The sequence below is a fragment of the Streptomyces vulcanius genome (assembly GCF_042653945.1).
Taxonomy (GTDB): Bacteria; Actinomycetota; Actinomycetes; order Streptomycetales; family Streptomycetaceae; genus Streptomyces; species Streptomyces mangrovi.
The window spans coordinates 22,355-39,953 of record NZ_JBHSFK010000068.1; the positions used below are offsets into that span (position 1 = coordinate 22,355).

Consider the following 17,599-nt stretch of genomic DNA (forward strand, 5'->3'; position numbering starts at 1 on the left):
AAGCATCCGTAAACGGCCCTCACGACCGCTCCCGGCATCGAGCGGCGCCGGCTGAGGCGGCCAGGCGGCGAGTGCCGTCGCGCCGTTCCCGGAGGCGTCTGATCTTTGAGATGCGATCACGGCGTGAGGATACGAGGGTGGTCTGACAGAGCAGGGCCACCGGCCCGACGAAGTTCCGGGCCGACTTCGACCGGCTGGCCAAACGTTTCCCAGAGGGAGAGATCCAACCTTCCGGCGCGGTCGCGGATCAAGATCTGGACCATTCACGGGTCAGAAAGCCGCTCACCGCCTCCTTCGAGGCCATTTCCGCTGGTCAGCAGCCTTTCAACCCTGTACCACCAGCGGACGAAGAATCTGCTCGCTGCTCAGCACGCCAACGTTTGCGGTCACGGACTGCACTCGGTCGAGCGCGGAGAGGCCGGCCCTCCAGCCTTCCGGCACGCGCACGATCTCACGCGGGCCTGGAGACGTCCCCCTCACCGGTATCTGGCACGTAGCCAGGATTTCAGGGATGCTCGGTTGAGTGGGTCGCAACAGGCTTTTCCGCCAGGCCTGCCTGGAATGTGGAACAGACGCCCGAGCTTGGGATCGAGACGCGAAGTGCTTACTCCACTCACCGCAATCCCCTCCGTGCCTCTGGTGAATGCTCCGGCAAGCAGCGGTTTCGCAGTTCTCTCCCTGACCAGTCCAGTCCTGGCAGCCGAACGGCCACAGATGGTCTCGTTCGCGGTCGCACAGGTGATCAGGGCTCCCTCGGTGTCAACCCTTCCGGGAGCAGGCAGTCGGGGCCGTCTGAACGCGCGCCAGCCAGATCTGACACCCCGTCAGAGAAGTCAGCAACAGGTCAGCATCAGTACCGCCAGAGCCCGCTTTCGACCGCCGTGGACCGCCAAGATCGTTAAGTGGCCGAACCTGCCCTGACCTGGAAAAATCGAGGTCAGGGACTCATCCGCTCATCTCACAGGAGGTATCCGATGAGGATGCTGATCAATGTTCCGGAGAACGTGGTCGCCGACGCGCTTCGGGGGATGGCGGCGGCTCACCCCGAGCTGACGGTGGACGTCGAGAACCGGGTGATCGTACGGCGGGACGCTCCCGTGGCCGGGAAGGTGGGGCTGGTGTCGGGCGGCGGCTCGGGGCATGAGCCGCTGCACGGCGGATTCGTCGGACCCGGGATGCTGTCGGCCGCGTGCCCCGGTGAGGTGTTCACCTCGCCGGTGCCCGACCAGATGCTGCGGGCCGCCGCGGCCGTGAACAGCGGAGCGGGTGTGCTGTTCATCGTGAAAAACTACACCGGCGACGTGCTCAACTTCGACATGGCTGCCGAGCTCGCCGAGGACGAGGGCATCACGATCGCGAAGGTGCTGGTCAACGATGACGTGGCCGTCACCGACAGCCTCTACACGGCGGGGCGGCGCGGCACCGGCGCGACGCTGTTCGTGGAGAAGATCGCGGGCGCCGCGGCGGACGAGGGGCAGCCCCTGGAGCGGGTCCAGTCGATCGCCGCGCAGGTGAACCAGAACTCCCGCAGCTTCGGCGTCGCGCTCAGCGCCTGCACCACCCCCGCCAAGGGCAGCCCGACCTTCGACCTGCCGGCCGGCGAGCTGGAACTCGGCATCGGCATCCACGGCGAGCCGGGGCGGGAGCGGCGGGCGATGATGACGTCCGGCGAGATCGCCGACTTCGCCGTCCAGGCCATCCTGGACGACATGCCGGCCCGCAACCCGGTGCTCGTCCTGGTCAACGGCATGGGTGCGACCCCGCTGCTGGAGCTGTACGGCTTCAACGCCGAGGTGCAGCGGGTGCTGACCCAGCGCGGGGTGGCCGTCGCCCGGACCCTGGTCGGCAACTACGTCACCTCCCTGGACATGGCCGGTGCCTCGGTGACCCTGTGCCAGGTCGACGAGGAGCTGCTGCGGCTGTGGGACGCCCCCGTGAAGACGCCCGGGCTGCGTTGGGGTATGTGAGCAGGGGCAGGGGCCAGACCCGCGTCCGTACACCGTCACGCAAGGAGAACCAGTGCTCGACGCCGACTTCTTCCGCCGTTGGATGACGGCGACCGCCGCGTCCGTCGTCCGCGAGGCGGAGCGGCTCACCGCCCTCGACTCTCCCATCGGGGACGCCGACCACGGCAGTAACCTCCAGCGCGGGTTCACCGCGGTGAGCGCGGTGCTGGAGAAGGAGGCGCCGCAGACACCCGGTGCGGTGCTGGTGCTGGCCGGGCGGCAGCTCATCTCCACCGTCGGCGGGGCCTCCGGGCCGCTGTACGGCACCCTGCTGCGCCGCACCGGCAAGGCCCTCGGAGAGGCGGACGAGGTGAGCGAGGAGGAGTTCGCGCGGGCGCTGCGCGTGGGTGTGGACGCCGTGATGCAGCTCGGCGGTGCCGCACCCGGCGACAAGACGATGATCGACGCGCTGGTGCCGGCGCTCGACGCGCTCGACGACGGCGGCTTCGGCGCCGCCCGGGCCGCCGCCGAGCAGGGCGCCGAGGCGACGACCCCGTTGCAGGCCCGCAAGGGCCGGGCCAGCTACCTCGGCGAGCGGAGCATCGGACACCAGGATCCGGGCGCCACCTCGTCGGCGCTGCTGGTCGCCGCGCTCGCCGAAGTCGCCGAAGCCGGCGGGGAGTGAGGCGCGGATGAGCGACGCCGGGCCGGGCGAGGAGAAGCTGGTCGGGATCGTGCTGGTCTCGCACAGCGCGGAGGTGGCCGGCGCCGTGGCCGACCTGGCGCGCGGGCTCGCCGGACGGGGCACGGCCGTGCCGGTCGCCGCGGCAGGCGGCATCGAGGGCGGCGGGCTGGGGACGAGCGCCGAACTGGTCGCCGCCGCTGCCGCCGCCGTGGACCGCGGCGCCGGGGTCGCCGTCCTCGCCGACCTGGGCAGCGCCGTACTCACGGTGAAGGCCATGCTCGCGGAGGGCGACGAACTGCCCGCCGGCGCCCGCCTGGTGGACGCCCCGTTCGTCGAGGGCGCGGTCGCCGCGGTGGTCACGGCGGCCACCGGAGCCGGCCTCGACGCGGTGGAGGCGGCGGCGACGGAGGCGTACGACTACCGGAAGGTGTGACGTCGGCTCAGGTCAGCCCCTCCGACACCATCGTGAGAGCGGTGCGGAGGGCCTCCGCGAGGTCGGCCCGTACCGTCGCCGGATCCGTTGCCGTGTCTGCGTCTGCCTCTGCGTCTGCGTCTGCGTCTGCGTCGGTGGCCGGGGTGCGCCAGGCGTGCTGTTCGACGGCGGCGCGCAGCGCCGCGTTGAACATCGCCGCCTGGATCGCCGACCGGAGATCGTCGGCCGGCAGTCCGGCGCGGTCGGCGAGTGCGCGGGCGAACGCCGGCTCGGCCGCGTCGTGGGTCTGGAGCCAGACCGCGCGCAGGTCGGGTTCGGTACGGGTGAGCCGGATGAGCGCGCCGACCGTGGTGGGGTCGGGGCCCATGATCAGGCGCTGCTCGGCCTCGAAGTGCGAACCCAACACCTCCGCGAGCGGGCGGCCGTGCTGCCACTCCCGCAGAGCGGCGGCGATCATGTCGATCCCGGCCGTCAGAAGCGGGCGTACGCAGGCCTCCTTGCTCGGGAAGTAGCGCCAGAGTGTCCGCGCGGAGACTCCGGCCGCCTGGCCGATCTGCTCGCCGGTGGTCGCCGCGACGCCCTGCGTCACGAACAGGTCCACCGCTGCGTGGGCGATCTCCAGCCGTATCTCCGCCTTGCGTTCGTCGGTCAGGGGCGGTCGGCCCGTGCGGCCCTGCGATGCGGCCATCCGGTCGTCCTCCGGTCTCGATGATCAGTTCTTCGCGACTTTTTGTCACTCACAGACAATAAGTCGTATGGTGACGGCAGCAGCACCGCCACGCCGTGCATCGATATCGCAATCGCAATCGCAATCGCATCGAGGAGCACCCCATAAACACTGGACTGGAAGGCCGCAGCGTCATCGTCACCGGAGCGGGCTCGGGCATCGGGCGCGCCACCGCCCTGGCCTTCGCCGCGGAGGGGGCGCGGGTCCTGGTGGCCGACCTCAACGCGGACGGCGCCGGGGCCGTCGTCAAGGAGATCGAGGCGGCGGGCGGTACGGCCGTCGCCGTCACCGGAGACCTCAGTGAGCAGGCCGTCGTCGACGAGGTGACCGCCACGGCGGTGGAGCGCTTCGGCGGGGTGGACGTCCTGGTGAACAACGCCGGGATCATGGACCGGATGTCGGCGCTGGCGGACGTCAGTGACGCGGAGTGGGAGCGGGTCATCCGGGTCAACCTCACCGCACCCTTCCTTCTCACCCGCGCGGTGCTGCCGCACATGCTGGCCGCCGGCAAGGGGGCCATCGTCAGCACCGCCTCCGAGGCGGGTCTGCGGGGCAGCGCGGCGGGCGCGGCGTACACCGCCTCGAAGCACGGTGTGGTGGGGCTGACTAAGAACCTCGCGGTGATGTACCGGGGCAAGGGCATCCGTGCCAACGCGATCGCGCCGGGCGGCACGAAGACCGCGATCGTCGTGGAGGCCGACCAGGCGGCCCACGGCCCGGCGGCGCTCGGCCCGCACTTCGTCAACATCGGCCGGGTGGCCGAGGCCGAGGAGCAGGCCGCCGCGATCGTCTTCCTCGCCTCGGACGCGGCGAGCAACATCAACGGCGTGGTCCTGCCGGTCGACGACGGCTGGTCGGCGGTCTGATACCCCGGTTCGCGGGCGGTTCGAGCGCCAGTGGGGACGAGACCGGGTAGCCCCTCCTCGGCCGCGGTGGCCGGCTCGGCCCGCAATCGGCCCTCGGCTCGGACGACCGTCAGCGCGGCGTCGCTGCCAGGCGGTCGCACTCCGGGCGAAGCCACGAAGCCGCCGTGCGCCGGAGCGCCCGGCAGGGCAGGGAGTACCGGTCCGGCCGACGGTCACCACGCGTCGTGCGAGCGGCTACGGTCGCCGTCGGCCACCAGATGCCCCCTCCCCGCACGGGACCGCGGTCATCTCATCCGTCCTCCCCCGACTCCTCCTCCGGCTCGGCGTCCAGGGCCTCCTGCCCTTCCGAGTACTCCTCGTACTCGTCGTACTCCTCGGGCTCCGGAAGGGCCTCTTCCGTGTCCTGGGGGACCTGGTCCTCCGGGAGTTCCCCGACGTCCGTGGGCTCCGCCGGGTCGACCGCCGGTGGGCCGTCGACCGGGAGGTGGGTGTGACGGGTGTCGTCCGCCTTGGCGGACGTCACGAACGACCGGGCCAGGCGTTCGCCCAACTCCGCCGCGGAGGCGTGGCTCTCGATGGGGGTCGCTCGGGACTCCTTGAAGACGATGTACGTGACGCCGGAGGGCGTGCCGCCGCCGTGGGGGTCGGGGCGGATGCCGAGCGCCTTGGCGGTGGCGTACGACGCCTCGCCGATGATGTCCTGCGGGCCGACGTCGCCGACGACGGCGTACTGCACCCGGTCCTGGTAGACGACGGCCGCCACCGAGCCCCCGCGCACCCCGTGGTCACGGTGGTTCCAGAGCTCGCTGATGCCGGGCACCACGATGTAGGGCAGCGTCTCGGCGCTCAGATAGCGGCCGTCGGACTGCGTGTACGCCGTGGCGTAGGAGAACAGCGGGTCGGTGATGCTGTTGCACAGCGGGCCGGGCCGGCCGTCGCAGTCGATGTCCATGTCGGCCGTCCAGAAGACCGCCTCACGGGTACCGCAGACAGGGACGGTCGCGGGCCCGCCGTCGTCGGGGCGGAAGAGGCCCAGGGAGACGGGGGCGCAGTCATGCACCCGGGCCAGCAGGTCGGCCGCCCGGACGGAGCCCTCCCGCTGTGCCGTCGCCGAACCGGGCCTGCCCGTGACGGTGGAGCGGGCCGCGACGGAGGGGATGACCGGGGCCAGCAGGGCGAGGCCTGCCGCGGCCAGGGTCAGCGACTGGGCGCGCACGATGGGGGACCCTCTCGTGGGACGGTGACGGACACCCAGCCCAATTTGGTCGCGGTCCGCGAGGGGGGCCATTTCAAGGGGGCCGTACGGTGCACGCTTCTGACGGCTCGACAGGGCCCGGGGGCCGGTCCCGTCTCGGGCTCCGGCCCCCCGGCCACTGCGCCGGCGCGGGATCAGCGACGACAGCGGTCCGCGCCACCGGTCCGAACTCGACCGCCCAGGGCGAGAGTTCGGCCGGGAGGAGCTTCAGCATACGTAACTTTCCCGAGCGGGCGGACTCGGGCCGCCCACTGTGACACCCGTCGCCCTCTTGATGTGCCGGCACCACCGCGCCATATTGGTCCGGACCATTGCCGCCGGGTAGGGCCGGGAGGCGAAGCCGTGCGACGCGTTGTGCTGTGCAGGTTCGGGCCGTGCAAATTCGGGCCGTGCAGGTTGGGGCTGTGCGGGTTGGTGCTGGCCGTGGCGTGCGGCTGCACGGTCGGCGAGGGGGACGGTGCCGACGACGGGCGTGCCCCCGGGGCCCCGACCGGAGTCACCGCGCTGGCCGGGAGCGCGAGCAGCGTGCACGTCATGTGGAACGCGGTGTCCGGGGACCCACCGGTCGACGCTTACGAGGTCTACCGGGGCGGCCGGAAGGCCGGCGAGGTGCCCGGCTCCTTGCGCATGCTGGACGTCGTCCGCCTCGCGCCGGCCACCGGCTATGTGTTCTCCGTGCGGGCCCGGGACACCGAGGGGCGGCTCGGGCCGCCCAGCCGGGCGGTCCGGGCCACGACACCCGCGGCGGCCCCGGCCGACTCCTCGCCGCCGACCCGGCCGGGCGGGGTGACCGGGCGGGCCGCCGGGAGCCGGGCGGTCCAGCTGTCCTGGTCGGCCTCGACGGACGACCGCGAGGTGGTGTCGTACGACGTCTACCAGGGCGGGGCCAGGATCCACAGCGTCGGCGGGGGTCAGACGGCGACGGTCGTCACGGGGCTGCGGCCGGACACCCGGTACTCCTTCACCGTGCGCGCCCGGGACGCGGCCGACAACGTCTCGCCGGCCGGTCCGCCGGTGCGCGTGACCACCGCGTCCGGCGACGACGAGGGGCGGGACACCGCGCCCGCCGGGTTCCGCGCGGTGAGTCACCGGGCCGCCGACGGGGCGTACTACCTCGACCTGTCCTGGACGGCGCCGGACGTGGACGGCGTGGTGACGGAGTACCAGGTCCAGTTGGACGGGCGGGCGGCCACCTCACTCGTCTGGGGCGGGACGCCGCCGCGCGGCAGGGCGACGTACAGCTTCTACACGGGGCGGGAGAAGGGGGTCGCGCATCGGGTGCGGCTGCGGGCGCGGCTGCCGGACGGGACCTGGGGGGCGTACTCGGCGGAGCGGACCGTGACCACCGGGGCGGCCGGGGCGGGTCCTGAGATGGGGGCCGTCCGATGGAATCCGTCACCTGCCCGGCGGCGGTCCGGGTGCGGGGCGGGCCTGGGGCACGTTGGCTGCCCCTGAAGGGGCACGGGCGTACCCGACCTCGGCGGCGCATGGGATGTGCCGCCGACCGTGCCGCCGGAGGACATCCGATGCGCACTTCCGATCTTCTCGTCCGCTCAGGGCTGACCGTGGCGGCTGCCGCGGCGCTGCCCCTCGCCCTCGCCGCCCCGCCCGCAGCCGCCCGGATCTCGGGCATCTCCGTCAGCACGACCGGCTCCACGGTGTCGGTGGTGACCAGCGCCTGCACCCAGATCAACGGCAGCTGGGGCACGGCGGCCCTGCTCAACAGCAGCCAGGCGAACTTCGCCCAAGGGCGCCAGGTGGCGCTGTCGGGGACGTCCGTCAGTCAGTCCGCCGCGTGGTCGGGGGTCTCCCCGGGCACGTACACCGTGGTCGTCGTGTGCTCCAACGGCAGTACCGCGGGCAGCCAGTCCGTGATCGTGTCCGCCCCCTCCACGCCGACGATCTCCGCGACCGCCTCGCCCTCGCGCGGTGTCATGGGCGGCCTCGGCGGTACGGCCCGCGACCTCGGTCCGGTCACGATGGGGGTGGGCGGTGCGCTGGTGGGCACCGGCGTGATCGCGGCGGCCTGGTTCCTGCGCCGCCGCTCGAAGCCCCAAAGGTTCTAGAAACCGGCTCCAGGCACCAGCTCTAGGCGCCCTCCAGTTCCCCCATCTTCCCCATCTCCCCCAGCGCCTCCGTGAGCCACTGGGTCCAGAAGGTCTCCAGTTCGATGCCGGCGCGCAGCACCAAGTGTTGCAGCCTGGCCTGCGCGTTGTCGTCGCCGGGCGGGAAGTCCCGCTTCTCGATCTCCTCGTACTCGGCCAACTGCCGCCGGTGCAGGTCGAGATGACGGCGCAGGTCGGCCTCCAGGCCCGCCGTGCCGACGACGGCCGCGGCGCGCAGCCGCAGCAGCAGCGCGTCCCGGTGCGGCTTGGGGTCCTGGGCGGCGGCCGTCCAGCGGGCCAGTTCGGCGCGGCCCGCGGGCAGCACCTCGTACGCCTTCTTCTGCCCGCGCGCGGGCGCCTGTCCGGGCAGGGCGCGGATGTGTCCCGCGGACTCCAGTCTTCCCAGCTCGCGATAGATCTGCTGGTGCGTGGCCGACCAGAAGTAGCCGATCGACCGGTCGAACCGGCGGGTCAGATCCAGCCCCGAGGACGGCTTCTCCAGGAGGGCGGTGAGGATCGCGTGCGGGAGTGACATGGAGTCATCCTAGGGAGGGCGGTCACAGGGCGGCCGCGACCTCGGTGCCCTGCTTGATGGCGCGTTTGGCGTCCAGTTCGGCGGCGAGGTCGGCGCCCCCGACGAGGTGCGCGCCGACACCGGCCGCGCGCAGGTCGTCGTACAGGTCGCGGCGCGGCTCCTGTCCGGTGCACAGCACGATGGTGTCGACCTCCAGTACGGTGCTCAGCTCGCCGACGGTGACGTGCAGACCGGCGTCGTCGATCCGGTCGTAGCGCACGCCGGGGACCATGCGCACGCCCCGGTGCCTGAGTTCCGTGCGGTGGATCCAGCCGGTGGTCCTGCCCAGGCCCGCGCCGACCTTGCCGGTCCTGCGCTGGAGGAGGTGGACCGTGCGGGGCGGGGCCGGGCGTTCGGGGGCGGTGAGGCCGCCGGGGGCCGTGTAGTCCATGTCGACGCCCCACTGGCGGAAGTACGTCGCCGGGTCCTCGCTCGCCTTGTCGCCGCCGTCGGTCAGGAACTCGGCGACGTCGAAGCCGATGCCGCCCGCGCCGAGGATCGCCACCCGGTCGCCGACGGGCGCGCCGTCGCGCAGGACGTCGAGGTAGCCGAGGACGCTGGGGTGGTCGACGCCCGGGATGTCGGGAGTGCGCGGGGTGACGCCGGTGGCGACGACGACTTCCTGATAGCCCGTCAAGTCTACTGCTGTGACGGTGGTGTTGAGGCGTACGTCCACGCCGTGCGCGGTGAGCTGGTGGCGGAAGTAGCGCAGCGTCTCGTCGAACTCCCGCTTGCCGGGGACCTTTCGGGCGACGTTGAGCTGGCCGCCGATCTCGCTCGCCGCGTCGAACAGGGTGACCTCGTGGCCGCGTTCGGCCGCGCTCACGGCACAGGCGAGGCCCGCCGGGCCGGCGCCCACGACCGCGACGCGTTTGCGCAACCTCGTGGGGGCGAGGACCAGTTCGGTCTCGTGGCAGGCGCGCGGGTTGACCAGGCAGGAGGTGAGCTTGCCGCTGAAGGTGTGGTCGAGGCAGGCCTGGTTGCAGCCGATGCAGGTGTTGATGGCCTCGGGCGTGCCGGCGGCGGCCTTGGCGACGAAGTCGGGGTCGGCGAGCATCGGGCGGGCCATCGACACCATGTCGGCGCAGCCTTCGGCGAGCAACTCCTCGGCGAGTTCCGGGGTGTTGATGCGGTTGGTCGTCACCAGCGGGACGGAGACCGCGCCCATCAGCCGTTTCGTGACCCAGGTGTAGGCGCCGCGTGGCACGGAGGTCGCGATGGTGGGGATGCGGGCCTCGTGCCAGCCGATGCCGGTGTTGATGATGGTCGCCCCGGCCGCCTCGACGGCCTGCGCGAGGGTGACGACCTCGTCGAGGGTGGAGCCGCCGGGGACCAGGTCGAGCATGGACAGCCGGTAGACGACGATGAAGTCCTCGCCGACGGCCTCGCGCACCCGGCGGACGATCTCGACGGGGAAGCGCGTCCGGTTCTCGTACGAGCCGCCCCAGCGGTCGGTGCGGTGGTTGGTCGGGGCGGCGACGAACTCGTTGATGAGGTAGCCCTCGGAGCCCATGATCTCCACGCCGTCGTAGCCGGCGGCGCGGGCGAGGCGGGCGGTGCGGGCGTAGTCGTCGATCGTGCGCTCGACCTCGGCGTCGGTGAGTTCGCGGGGCCGGTGGGGGCTGATCGGGGCCTGCAGGGGGCTCGGGGCGACCAGGTCCTCGTGGTAGGCGTACCGCCCGAAGTGCAGGATCTGGAGCGCGATCCGGCCGCCCTCGCGGTGCACGGCCCCGGTGATGGCCCGGTGCTGCTCGGCCTCCGCCTCGGTGGTGAGCTTGGCTCCGCCCTCGTACGGCCGTCCCTCGTCGTTGGGTGCGATGCCGCCGGTGACGATGAGGCCCACTCCCCCGCGGGCCCGGGCGGCGTAGAACTCCGCCATGCGCGCGAAGCCGCCCTCGGCCTCCTCCAGGCCGACGTGCATCGAGCCCATCAGGACCCGGTTGGGCAGTGTGGTGAAGCCCAGGTCAAGGGGGCTCAGCAGATGCGGGTAACGGTCACGGCTCATGGCGGCCTCCGTGCGCGGGGGGTGGTCGCCTCCTGTTCTAGAGGACCGCGCACGGTTTATGCAACTAGTTGCACAACGGTCGTGCCGAACGTCTCACCTGCTTTCGAGCAGGACGTGCAGCTCGCGTTCCTGGTCGCCGGAGACCGAGGTCAGGTCACGCACGGTGAACAGGGAGTCGAGCGTGGAGCGCAGCCGCTCGATCGCCCAGTAGCCGCCCTGCGCGTCGGCCTCGACGGAGGACGACAGCCGGGCGGGAGGCGGACACGCGTGGGCGTCGGTGACCTCGAAGGTGCCGAGCCACACCATCGGCCGGGTCTCGTGGAGCTGCTGCGGCACCTCGTCGGGGCCCCGGTCGGACTCGAAGCACGTGTTCAGCGTGTCGAACACGATCCTGGCGTCCTCTTTGCTGCATCCGCTGATCTCGAGGGAGACGGGTTCCTCGTGCAGACGCTCACGGTCCATCGTGATCGCTCCTCTCGTGGCGGTGGCGCGGTACCGCGGGTTCCCCGCGAACCGCGCCACAACCCCAGAAAAGCACCACTGCCCGAAGGGGACCAGTGCGCACTCAGCTCTTGGTGAAGCGGTACGTCTTGCTGTCCGTCAGCACACAGAAGCCGGGCGAGACGACGATCACGCGCAGGGTGCCGTTGCGGCGGTCGTAGTCGATGCCCTCGGTCTCGAACTCGCCCGAGCAGGAGCTGCGCAGCGGGAGCTGGCGCAGGGCCGTGACATGGCCGGTGACGTCGGAGGAGCCGGGGGCAGCGGAGAGGTCGATCTGCAGGAGCGGCTTGGTGATGCCGAAGAGGGTGCCCGCAGGGTCGTCGGAGGAGCACAGCAGCGTGGTCGGGCCGGTGAAGTCGCAGCCCTGGACGTCGCGCACGGCGTGGTCGAGGCGGACGGTCGACACCTGTGGAAGGTTCGCCGAGGGCGAGGTGCTCGCGTTGGCGCCGGGGGTCGGGAAGACCAGGAAGCGGGTCATCGTGCCCCACTCGCCCGACAGCATGTACTGGCTGTCCGGGCTGATCGCCACCCAGGAGTTGTTCAGGGCCTCGCCCGAGCCGAGTGTGTGGACGTACTCCGACCAGGCACCGCCGGGGGCCTGCACCCGGTACATCTTCGAGGTGCCGGAGTCGCTCTGGTACGGCTCGACGTAGTAGCCGCCGTAGGAGGCGTCGGGGTCGCCGACGTGGTTCCAGCCGCGGACGGACACCGAGACCGGGATGGTGCCGATGCCGGTGTAGCGGTTGGCGCTGTTCGCGGGGACCTCGACCGAGGTCAGACCCTGGCTCTCGGTCAGCGGGTCGGCACGGTCGGAGCCGACCTCGGTCCAGGTGTCGGCGGCTGCGGCGGGCTGGGCCGTGAAGAGGGCGGCGGCTGCCGCGGTGGCCAGGGCGACGAGGGTGGTGCGGACCGCGTGGCGGCGGGGCCGGGCGGGGCGCGGAGGCATGGGGCTCCTCGGTGCGGAGGGGTGGGGGAATCGCTCGGCGGACAGTCTGGCCCGGCTCGCGGAGCATGTACAGGCCAACTCGGTGGACAGGCAGGGGACTTGAGGAGAACGGCCGTCTCCGCCGTACTCCTGGGACATGGAGCAGGGCGCCCGGGCGTGGGAGATAAGGGGTCGGGCGCGGTAGAACAGGGGGAGTCGGCACGGGGGACGGCGTGCCGCGGTGACCGATCGGAGGCGGTGCGTGGGATGAGTACGACCGGACCAGTTGGTCCTTCCGGTCCTGCCGGACCAGTGGGTCCTTCCGGTCCTGCCGGTCCGGGTGGGCCTGCCGTGCCGACCGGCCCCAGTGGGCTGCTGGACGTGCTGAACGTGGCCTCGGTGGTGCTCGACACCGAGGGGCGCATCGTGCTGTGGAGCCCGCAGGCCGAGGAGTTGTTCGGCTGGTCGGCGGCCGAGGCGCTGGGCGAGTTCGCGGCCCGGGTCATGGTCCACGAGCGGCATGTCGAGATGGTCGTGAAGCTGTTCGCCGACGTCATGGCGACCGGCCGCACCTGGGCCGGCGCGTTCCCCGTGCGGCGAAAGGACGGCGCCACACGGCTGGTGGAGTTCCGCAACATGCGGCTGATGGACGACCGGGGCGACGTCTACGCCCTGGGGCTCGCCGCGGACCGGTCGACGGTGCGCCGGCTGGAGCGGGACGTGGCGCTGTCGACGCGGATGGTCGAACAGTCCCCCATCGGCCTCGCCGTCGTCGACACCGAACTGCGCTATGTCCGGGTCAATCCCGCGCTGGCCCGGATCAACGGCCTGTCGGCCGGGGAGCATGTCGGCCGCCGGATCCGTGAGGTGCTGCCCTCGATCGACGCGGAGGCCCTGGAGACGGCGGTGCGCGAGGTGCTGCGGACCGGGGTGCCGCTCGTCGACCGGTCGGTGGTCGGCCGTACGGCGGCGGATCCGGCCGAGGAGCACGCCTGGTCGGTCTCGCTCTACCGTCTGGAGGACTCGCGCGGCACCGTGCTGGGTGTGGCCGCCTCGGTCCTGGACGTCACCGACGAGTACCGGGCCGGTCTGGAGGCCGAGGCCGCGCGATGCCGGCTGGCGCTGATCGCCGACGCGTCCGCCCGCATCGGCACCACCCTGGACCTGGGGCGCACCGCCCTCGAACTGGCCGAGGTGGCCGTGCCGGAACTGGCGGACATAGCCGCCGTGGATCTGCTCGACGCGGTGGTCGCGGGCCGCCCGGCCGGTCTGCGGCCGGCGGAGGACGCCGCGATCCGCACGCTGGCGGTCCGTGCCGAGGGCGCGCCGGACGCGCTGCGGGCCGCCGACCCGCCCGGCGAGGTGGTCCGCTACGCCGCCGACCAACTCGTCACGGAGTGCGTGCGCACCGGCGAGCCGGTCATGGTGGCCCAGGTCAAGGACGAGGACCTCGCGCGCATCGCCCGCAGCCCGGAGGCCGCCGACCAGCTGGCCCGCGCCGGTGTGCACTCCTATCTGGCGGTGCCCCTCATCGCGAGGGGCGAGGTGCTCGGCGCCCTGGACCTCAGACGCGCCACCAATCCGGTGCCGTTCGGCCGGGACGACCTGCTGCTCGCCAGGGAACTGGCCGCCCGAGCGGCCGTCCAGATCGACAACGCCCGCTGGTACCAGAACGCGCGCAACACCGCGCTGACCCTCCAGCGCAGCCTGCTGCCCAGCCATCCGCCGGTCGTCGGCGGCCTGGAGGTCGCCTCCCGCTACCAGCCCGCGGACGCCACCACAGCGGTCGGCGGCGACTGGTTCGACGTCATCCCGCTGCCGGACGGCAAGACCGCGCTCGTCGTCGGCGACGTGATGGGCAGCGGTGTCGACGCCGCCGCCACGATGGGCCGGCTGCGCACCGCCACGACCACACTGGCCGGCCTGGACCTCGACCCGGCGGTGCTCCTGGAGCACCTCGACCGGATCACCGAGGGCCTCGGCCAGTCCATCGCCACCTGTCTGTACGCCATCCACGACCCCGCGGCGGGCCGCTGCCGCATCGCCAACGCCGGGCACCTGCCGCCCGCGCGGGTACGTCCGGGGCGGCCCCCGGAGCTGCTCGACCTGCCGACGGGCGCGCCGCTGGGCGTGGGCGGGGTGGCCTTCTCGACCACCGAGGTCGACTTCGCGCCCGGCGACCAGCTGGTGCTGTACACGGACGGTCTGGTGGAGACCCGGACGCACTCCCTCGACGAGCGCCTGGACGCGCTGCTCGTGCTCCTCGACGATCCCGCGCGCCCGCTGGAGCAGCTCTGCGACCTGCTCCTGACCGCCCTGCACCACCCCGACAACCACGACGACGTGGCCCTGCTGGTGGCCCGCGCCCGCCGGTAAGAACCGGCTCACCCCGATTCACAGGCATTTATTACCGGCCCTTTACCGCACCCCTCGGACAATCACAGTGAGGCGTGGCACCGATGCCGCCGTCGCGGCCGAGGAGAGTGAACGGTGATGCAGGAGCAGCCGGAACAGCCGGAAGAGGCCGAGGTGCTGTCGGGTCCGGGCGGCGAGGAGAAGGAACGCCCGTCCCTGCGCGGTGCGTGGGAGCGCCGGTCGGCGCGCGGGCGGGCGGTGATCGCGGCCACGACCGTCGCGGTCCTGGCGCTCGGCGGGACCGTCGCGTACGCGGCGACGTCGGGTGGCTCGGGCGACAACTCGGCGTCCCCGGCGGCCTCTTCGTCCCCCTCCGGAACACCGGACGGTCCCGGTGGGCGGCACGGCTTCGGCGGACCGTGGATGCGCTTCGGCGGCGACGCCGTGCACGGCGAGACGACCGTGAAGGACGGGGACGGCTGGACCGTGCGCGTCTGGCAGCGCGGAACCGTCGAGAAGGTGGACGGCGACCAGGTCACCGTCAAGAGCGAGGACGACACCTCGTGGACCTGGACGGTGGGTTCGGACACCCCGGTGTCCGCCGACGGCGACTCCGGCTCCGGGGCCGACGCGCTGAAGAAGGGCGACACGGTGTACGTCGCCGGCACCCGTTCCGGCGACACGCTGACGGCCGACCGGGTCTTCTCCGGCGACTTCAAGAACCGTGGCGGCGACTCCAAGGACCGCGGTCCGGACGACGGCGGCAGGGGCGGCTTCCCCGGGCACGGCCCGTGGAACCGCGGCGAGGACGGCTCCTCCGGCGCCCCCGCCACCCCCAGCCCCACGGGCAGCGGCGCCGCTACCTGACCCGCGTCCCGATCACCACGTGCGCGTACCGCTCCTCGTCCTCGGCCAGACGCGTGGTCAGACCGGCCCGGGTGAACGCCTCGACGGCGTCCGGGGCCTGCCGCTCACTGGTCTCGACGAGCAGGATGCCCTCGGGCGCCAGCCAGTCCGTGGCCCCGGCGGCCACCCGGCGCAGGACGTCGAGTCCGTCGCCGCCGCCGTCGAGCGCGGTGAGCGGTTCGTGGTCGCGGGCCTCCGCCGGCAGCAGGGGAACCTCGTCGCTGGGGACGTACGGCACGTTGGCGGCCAGGATGTCGACCCGGCCGCGCAGCCGGTCGGGCAGCGCCTCGAACAGGTCGCCCTCGTGGGCGTGTCCGCCGTACGCGGCGACGTTGGCGCGGGCGCAGCGCACCGCCACCGGGTCGATGTCGGCGACGTGCAGTTCGACATGGCCGAGCGAGGCGGCGAGGGCGGCGCCGACCGCGCCCGAGCCGCAGCACAGGTCCACGACGACGGACGCGTGCGGCACCCGCGCCAGCGCCTGTTCGACGAGGAACTCGGTTCGGCGGCGGGGTACGAAGACGCCCGGTTCGACGGTGACGCGCAGACCGTGGAACTCGGCCCAGCCGACGACGAGTTCGAGGGGCAGCCCGGACACCCGGCGCCCCACCATGGCCTCGCGCTCGTCGGGCGTACGGGCGGTGGCGAGGATCAACTCCGCCTCGTCCTCGGCGAAGACACACCCTGCGGCACGCAGCGCCGTGACGACGGCGTCACGGGACGAGGACGTCGGGGACGGGGACGGGGGGGACGAAGGCATGGAGAGTCGAGAACCTTTCGGAAATTCGATCACAATATCGCACCCCTCGCACCCGAGTTGTACTATGCAACCAAGAACCTGAGGGAGCCCCCGATGCAGGCAGCCGCCGTGGAAACAGCCGAAGCCCTGGAGACCATCCAGCGGGAGATGACGGCCTTCGCCCGGCGGGCCCGCGCCTCCGCCGGGCGTATGCACCCGGAGCTGTCCCTGGTGTCGTACACGCTCCTCGGTCATCTGGAGGAGAGCGGCGGCTGCCGGGCCACCGACCTGGCCGCGCACTACGCGCTGGACAAGTCGACGGTCAGCCGGCAGGTCGCCGCCCTGGAGCGCGCCGGCCTGATCGGACGGCGCCCGGACCCCGAGGACCACCGAGTGCAGGTCCTCCACCTCACCGACGCCGGCCGGCGCATCCTCGCCCAGGTCACCGAGAGCCGCCGCGCGGCCTTCCGGGAGCGGCTGGCCGGATGGGATGCGGCCGATCTGGAGCGGTTCGCGGAGTACCTGACGCGGTACAACGCGGCCGGCTGACTCAGGAGGCCGACTCCCCGCCTACGGCACCAGCGCCCCCGGCCGCTCCGGAACCCGCGCCGCCAGGAACGCCGTTCTGCGGCGCAGGCGGAAGCCCAGGGACTCGTAGAGCCGTATGGCGTTGGTGTTCTGGGCGCCGGTGTGCAGGAACGGGGTCTCGCCGCGTTCGCGGATGCCGTGGGCGACGGCGAGGATCAGGCGGGTGGCCAGACCCGAGCCGCGGAAGGCGGGGTCGGTGCAGACCGCGCTGATCTCGGTCCAGCCGGGCGGGTGGAGGCGCTCGCCGGCCATCGCGACGAGGGCGCCGTCCCGGCGGATGCCGAGGTAGGTGCCCATGTCGATGGTGCGGGCCTCGAAGGGGCCGGGCTGGGTGCGGGCGATCAGGTCGAGGATCTCGGGTATGTCGGCGTGGCCGAGGCGGACTGCCTCCGGTTCGGGCGCGGCGGCCAGGCCGTCGTCCACGAACTGCACGCCCTCCATCCGGAACGTGACCTCCCAGCCCTCGGGCACCTCGCCCCGGAATCCGAGCAGCGGGACCTCCGCGCCGGGTCCGGCAAGGGCCGCGAGGTCGGCCCAGTCGGCGTCCTCCAGCTCGTCCGGCAGGGCCAGCCAGGGCGACACGTCGACCGGATAGCGCAGGATCCGGCCCCGGCGCTCGGCGAAGTGCGCGTGCGGACCGTTGAGGGAGGCGCGGGCGGGATTGTCCAGGACGTGCTCACTCATTCGCCGCCCCCGACCCTGGCCGCACCCTTGCCCTCGACGCCCGCGGCACCGGAGCCGGCGCCCGCGTCGGCCGCAACTCCGCCCCTGGCTCCGGCTCCCGCCTCGCCTCCGCCCCCGGCCCCCGCCTCGACCTCGACTCCGGTCCCGACCCCGACTCCGGTCCCGACCCCGACTCCGGTCCCGACCTCGCCTCCGCCCCCGGCTCCCGCCTCGACTCCGGTCCCGACCCCGACCTCGCCTCCGCCCCCGGCTCCCGCGTCGCCACCGGCTCCCGCGTCGCCACCGGCTCCGGCTCCGCCCCCGAC

Annotated in this window: 17 protein-coding genes and 1 pseudogene; 9 read left to right on the forward strand and 9 right to left on the reverse strand. The window is 72.7% G+C overall.

The window, feature by feature from the left end; translation table 11 throughout:
* The first annotated feature begins 974 nt into the window (after positions 1–974).
* Genes dhaK through ACFPIH_RS53550 form a run of 3 tightly spaced genes read left to right on the forward strand, consistent with a single transcriptional unit; the run spans position 975 to position 3,064 of the window.
* On the forward strand, positions 975–1,967 hold the full coding sequence (dhaK, locus tag ACFPIH_RS53540; protein WP_381166729.1) for a dihydroxyacetone kinase subunit DhaK: 993 nt from the start codon (positions 975–977) through the stop codon (positions 1,965–1,967).
* 52 nt (positions 1,968–2,019) lie between these two features.
* Positions 2,020–2,631 (forward strand): dihydroxyacetone kinase subunit DhaL, encoded by a 612-nt coding sequence (gene dhaL / locus ACFPIH_RS53545; RefSeq protein ID WP_381166731.1) that lies wholly within the window; start codon positions 2,020–2,022, stop codon positions 2,629–2,631.
* Between the two features lie 7 nt (positions 2,632–2,638).
* Positions 2,639–3,064, forward strand: a complete 426-nt coding sequence (locus ACFPIH_RS53550; protein WP_381166733.1) for a PTS-dependent dihydroxyacetone kinase phosphotransferase subunit DhaM — start codon at positions 2,639–2,641, stop codon at positions 3,062–3,064.
* 7 nt (positions 3,065–3,071) lie between these two features.
* Here ACFPIH_RS53550 and ACFPIH_RS53555 read toward each other — a convergent pair whose 3' ends face one another.
* The gene (locus ACFPIH_RS53555; RefSeq protein ID WP_381166735.1) at positions 3,072–3,752 is read right to left on the reverse strand and encodes a TetR/AcrR family transcriptional regulator; all 681 of its coding nucleotides are present in this window, start codon (positions 3,750–3,752) and stop codon (positions 3,072–3,074) included.
* 143 nt (positions 3,753–3,895) lie between these two features.
* On the opposite strand from ACFPIH_RS53555, the gene ACFPIH_RS53560 reads away from it, so the two are divergent.
* The gene (locus ACFPIH_RS53560) at positions 3,896–4,657 is read left to right on the forward strand and encodes an SDR family NAD(P)-dependent oxidoreductase (RefSeq protein WP_381167512.1); all 762 of its coding nucleotides are present in this window, start codon (positions 3,896–3,898) and stop codon (positions 4,655–4,657) included.
* A gap of 520 nt (positions 4,658–5,177) precedes the next feature.
* Here ACFPIH_RS53560 and ACFPIH_RS53565 read toward each other — a convergent pair.
* Positions 5,178–5,873, reverse strand: a pseudogene (locus tag ACFPIH_RS53565) (glycoside hydrolase family 75 protein); the annotation flags it as partial.
* A gap of 450 nt (positions 5,874–6,323) precedes the next feature.
* On the opposite strand from ACFPIH_RS53565, the gene ACFPIH_RS53570 reads away from it, so the two are divergent.
* Both ACFPIH_RS53570 and ACFPIH_RS53575 read left to right on the forward strand, forming a co-directional pair.
* The gene (locus ACFPIH_RS53570) at positions 6,324–7,367 is read left to right on the forward strand and encodes a fibronectin type III domain-containing protein (RefSeq protein WP_381166737.1); all 1,044 of its coding nucleotides are present in this window, start codon (positions 6,324–6,326) and stop codon (positions 7,365–7,367) included.
* A gap of 71 nt (positions 7,368–7,438) precedes the next feature.
* On the forward strand, positions 7,439–7,978 hold the full coding sequence (locus ACFPIH_RS53575) for a hypothetical protein (RefSeq protein WP_381166739.1): 540 nt from the start codon (positions 7,439–7,441) through the stop codon (positions 7,976–7,978).
* 22 nt (positions 7,979–8,000) lie between these two features.
* On the opposite strand, the gene ACFPIH_RS53580 is transcribed toward ACFPIH_RS53575, so the two are convergent.
* The 4 genes from ACFPIH_RS53580 to ACFPIH_RS53595 all read right to left on the reverse strand — a co-directional run bounded on the left by ACFPIH_RS53580 (position 8,001) and on the right by ACFPIH_RS53595 (position 12,043).
* Positions 8,001–8,552, reverse strand: coding sequence for a PadR family transcriptional regulator (locus tag ACFPIH_RS53580; protein WP_381166741.1), 552 nt, complete (start codon positions 8,550–8,552; stop codon positions 8,001–8,003).
* 22 nt (positions 8,553–8,574) lie between these two features.
* The gene (locus ACFPIH_RS53585) at positions 8,575–10,596 is read right to left on the reverse strand and encodes an FAD-dependent oxidoreductase (RefSeq protein ID WP_381166743.1); all 2,022 of its coding nucleotides are present in this window, start codon (positions 10,594–10,596) and stop codon (positions 8,575–8,577) included.
* Between the two features lie 93 nt (positions 10,597–10,689).
* Complete coding sequence (locus ACFPIH_RS53590) at positions 10,690–11,058, reverse strand: hypothetical protein (RefSeq protein ID WP_381166745.1); 369 nt, start codon at positions 11,056–11,058, stop codon at positions 10,690–10,692.
* Positions 11,059–11,161: 103 nt separating this feature from the next.
* The gene (locus tag ACFPIH_RS53595) at positions 11,162–12,043 is read right to left on the reverse strand and encodes a hypothetical protein (protein ID WP_381166747.1); all 882 of its coding nucleotides are present in this window, start codon (positions 12,041–12,043) and stop codon (positions 11,162–11,164) included.
* A gap of 246 nt (positions 12,044–12,289) precedes the next feature.
* Between ACFPIH_RS53595 and ACFPIH_RS53600 the strand changes: the two genes are divergently transcribed.
* Together ACFPIH_RS53600 and ACFPIH_RS53605 are read left to right on the forward strand one after the other, a co-directional pair.
* Positions 12,290–14,398, forward strand: coding sequence for a SpoIIE family protein phosphatase (locus tag ACFPIH_RS53600; RefSeq protein ID WP_381166749.1), 2,109 nt, complete (start codon positions 12,290–12,292; stop codon positions 14,396–14,398).
* A gap of 117 nt (positions 14,399–14,515) precedes the next feature.
* Positions 14,516–15,244, forward strand: coding sequence for a hypothetical protein (locus ACFPIH_RS53605; RefSeq protein WP_381166751.1), 729 nt, complete (start codon positions 14,516–14,518; stop codon positions 15,242–15,244).
* Here ACFPIH_RS53605 and ACFPIH_RS53610 read toward each other — a convergent pair.
* Entirely contained in the window at positions 15,237–16,043 is an 807-nt protein-coding gene (locus ACFPIH_RS53610) for a putative protein N(5)-glutamine methyltransferase (RefSeq protein ID WP_381166752.1), read from the reverse strand. The two genes, ACFPIH_RS53605 and ACFPIH_RS53610, sit on opposite strands and share 8 nt — an antisense overlap.
* 93 nt (positions 16,044–16,136) lie before the next feature.
* Here ACFPIH_RS53610 and ACFPIH_RS53615 point away from each other — a divergent pair, with 93 nt between their 5' ends.
* Complete coding sequence (locus ACFPIH_RS53615; protein ID WP_381166754.1) at positions 16,137–16,571, forward strand: MarR family winged helix-turn-helix transcriptional regulator; 435 nt, start codon at positions 16,137–16,139, stop codon at positions 16,569–16,571.
* A gap of 21 nt (positions 16,572–16,592) precedes the next feature.
* Here ACFPIH_RS53615 and ACFPIH_RS53620 read toward each other — a convergent pair whose 3' ends face one another.
* Together ACFPIH_RS53620 and ACFPIH_RS53625 are read right to left on the reverse strand one after the other, a co-directional pair.
* Entirely contained in the window at positions 16,593–17,294 is a 702-nt protein-coding gene (locus ACFPIH_RS53620) for a GNAT family N-acetyltransferase (protein WP_381166756.1), read from the reverse strand.
* A partial coding sequence (locus tag ACFPIH_RS53625; protein WP_385879281.1) for a hypothetical protein occupies positions 17,291–17,599 on the reverse strand: 309 nt, incomplete at its 5' end. The genes ACFPIH_RS53620 and ACFPIH_RS53625, both read right to left, overlap by 4 nt.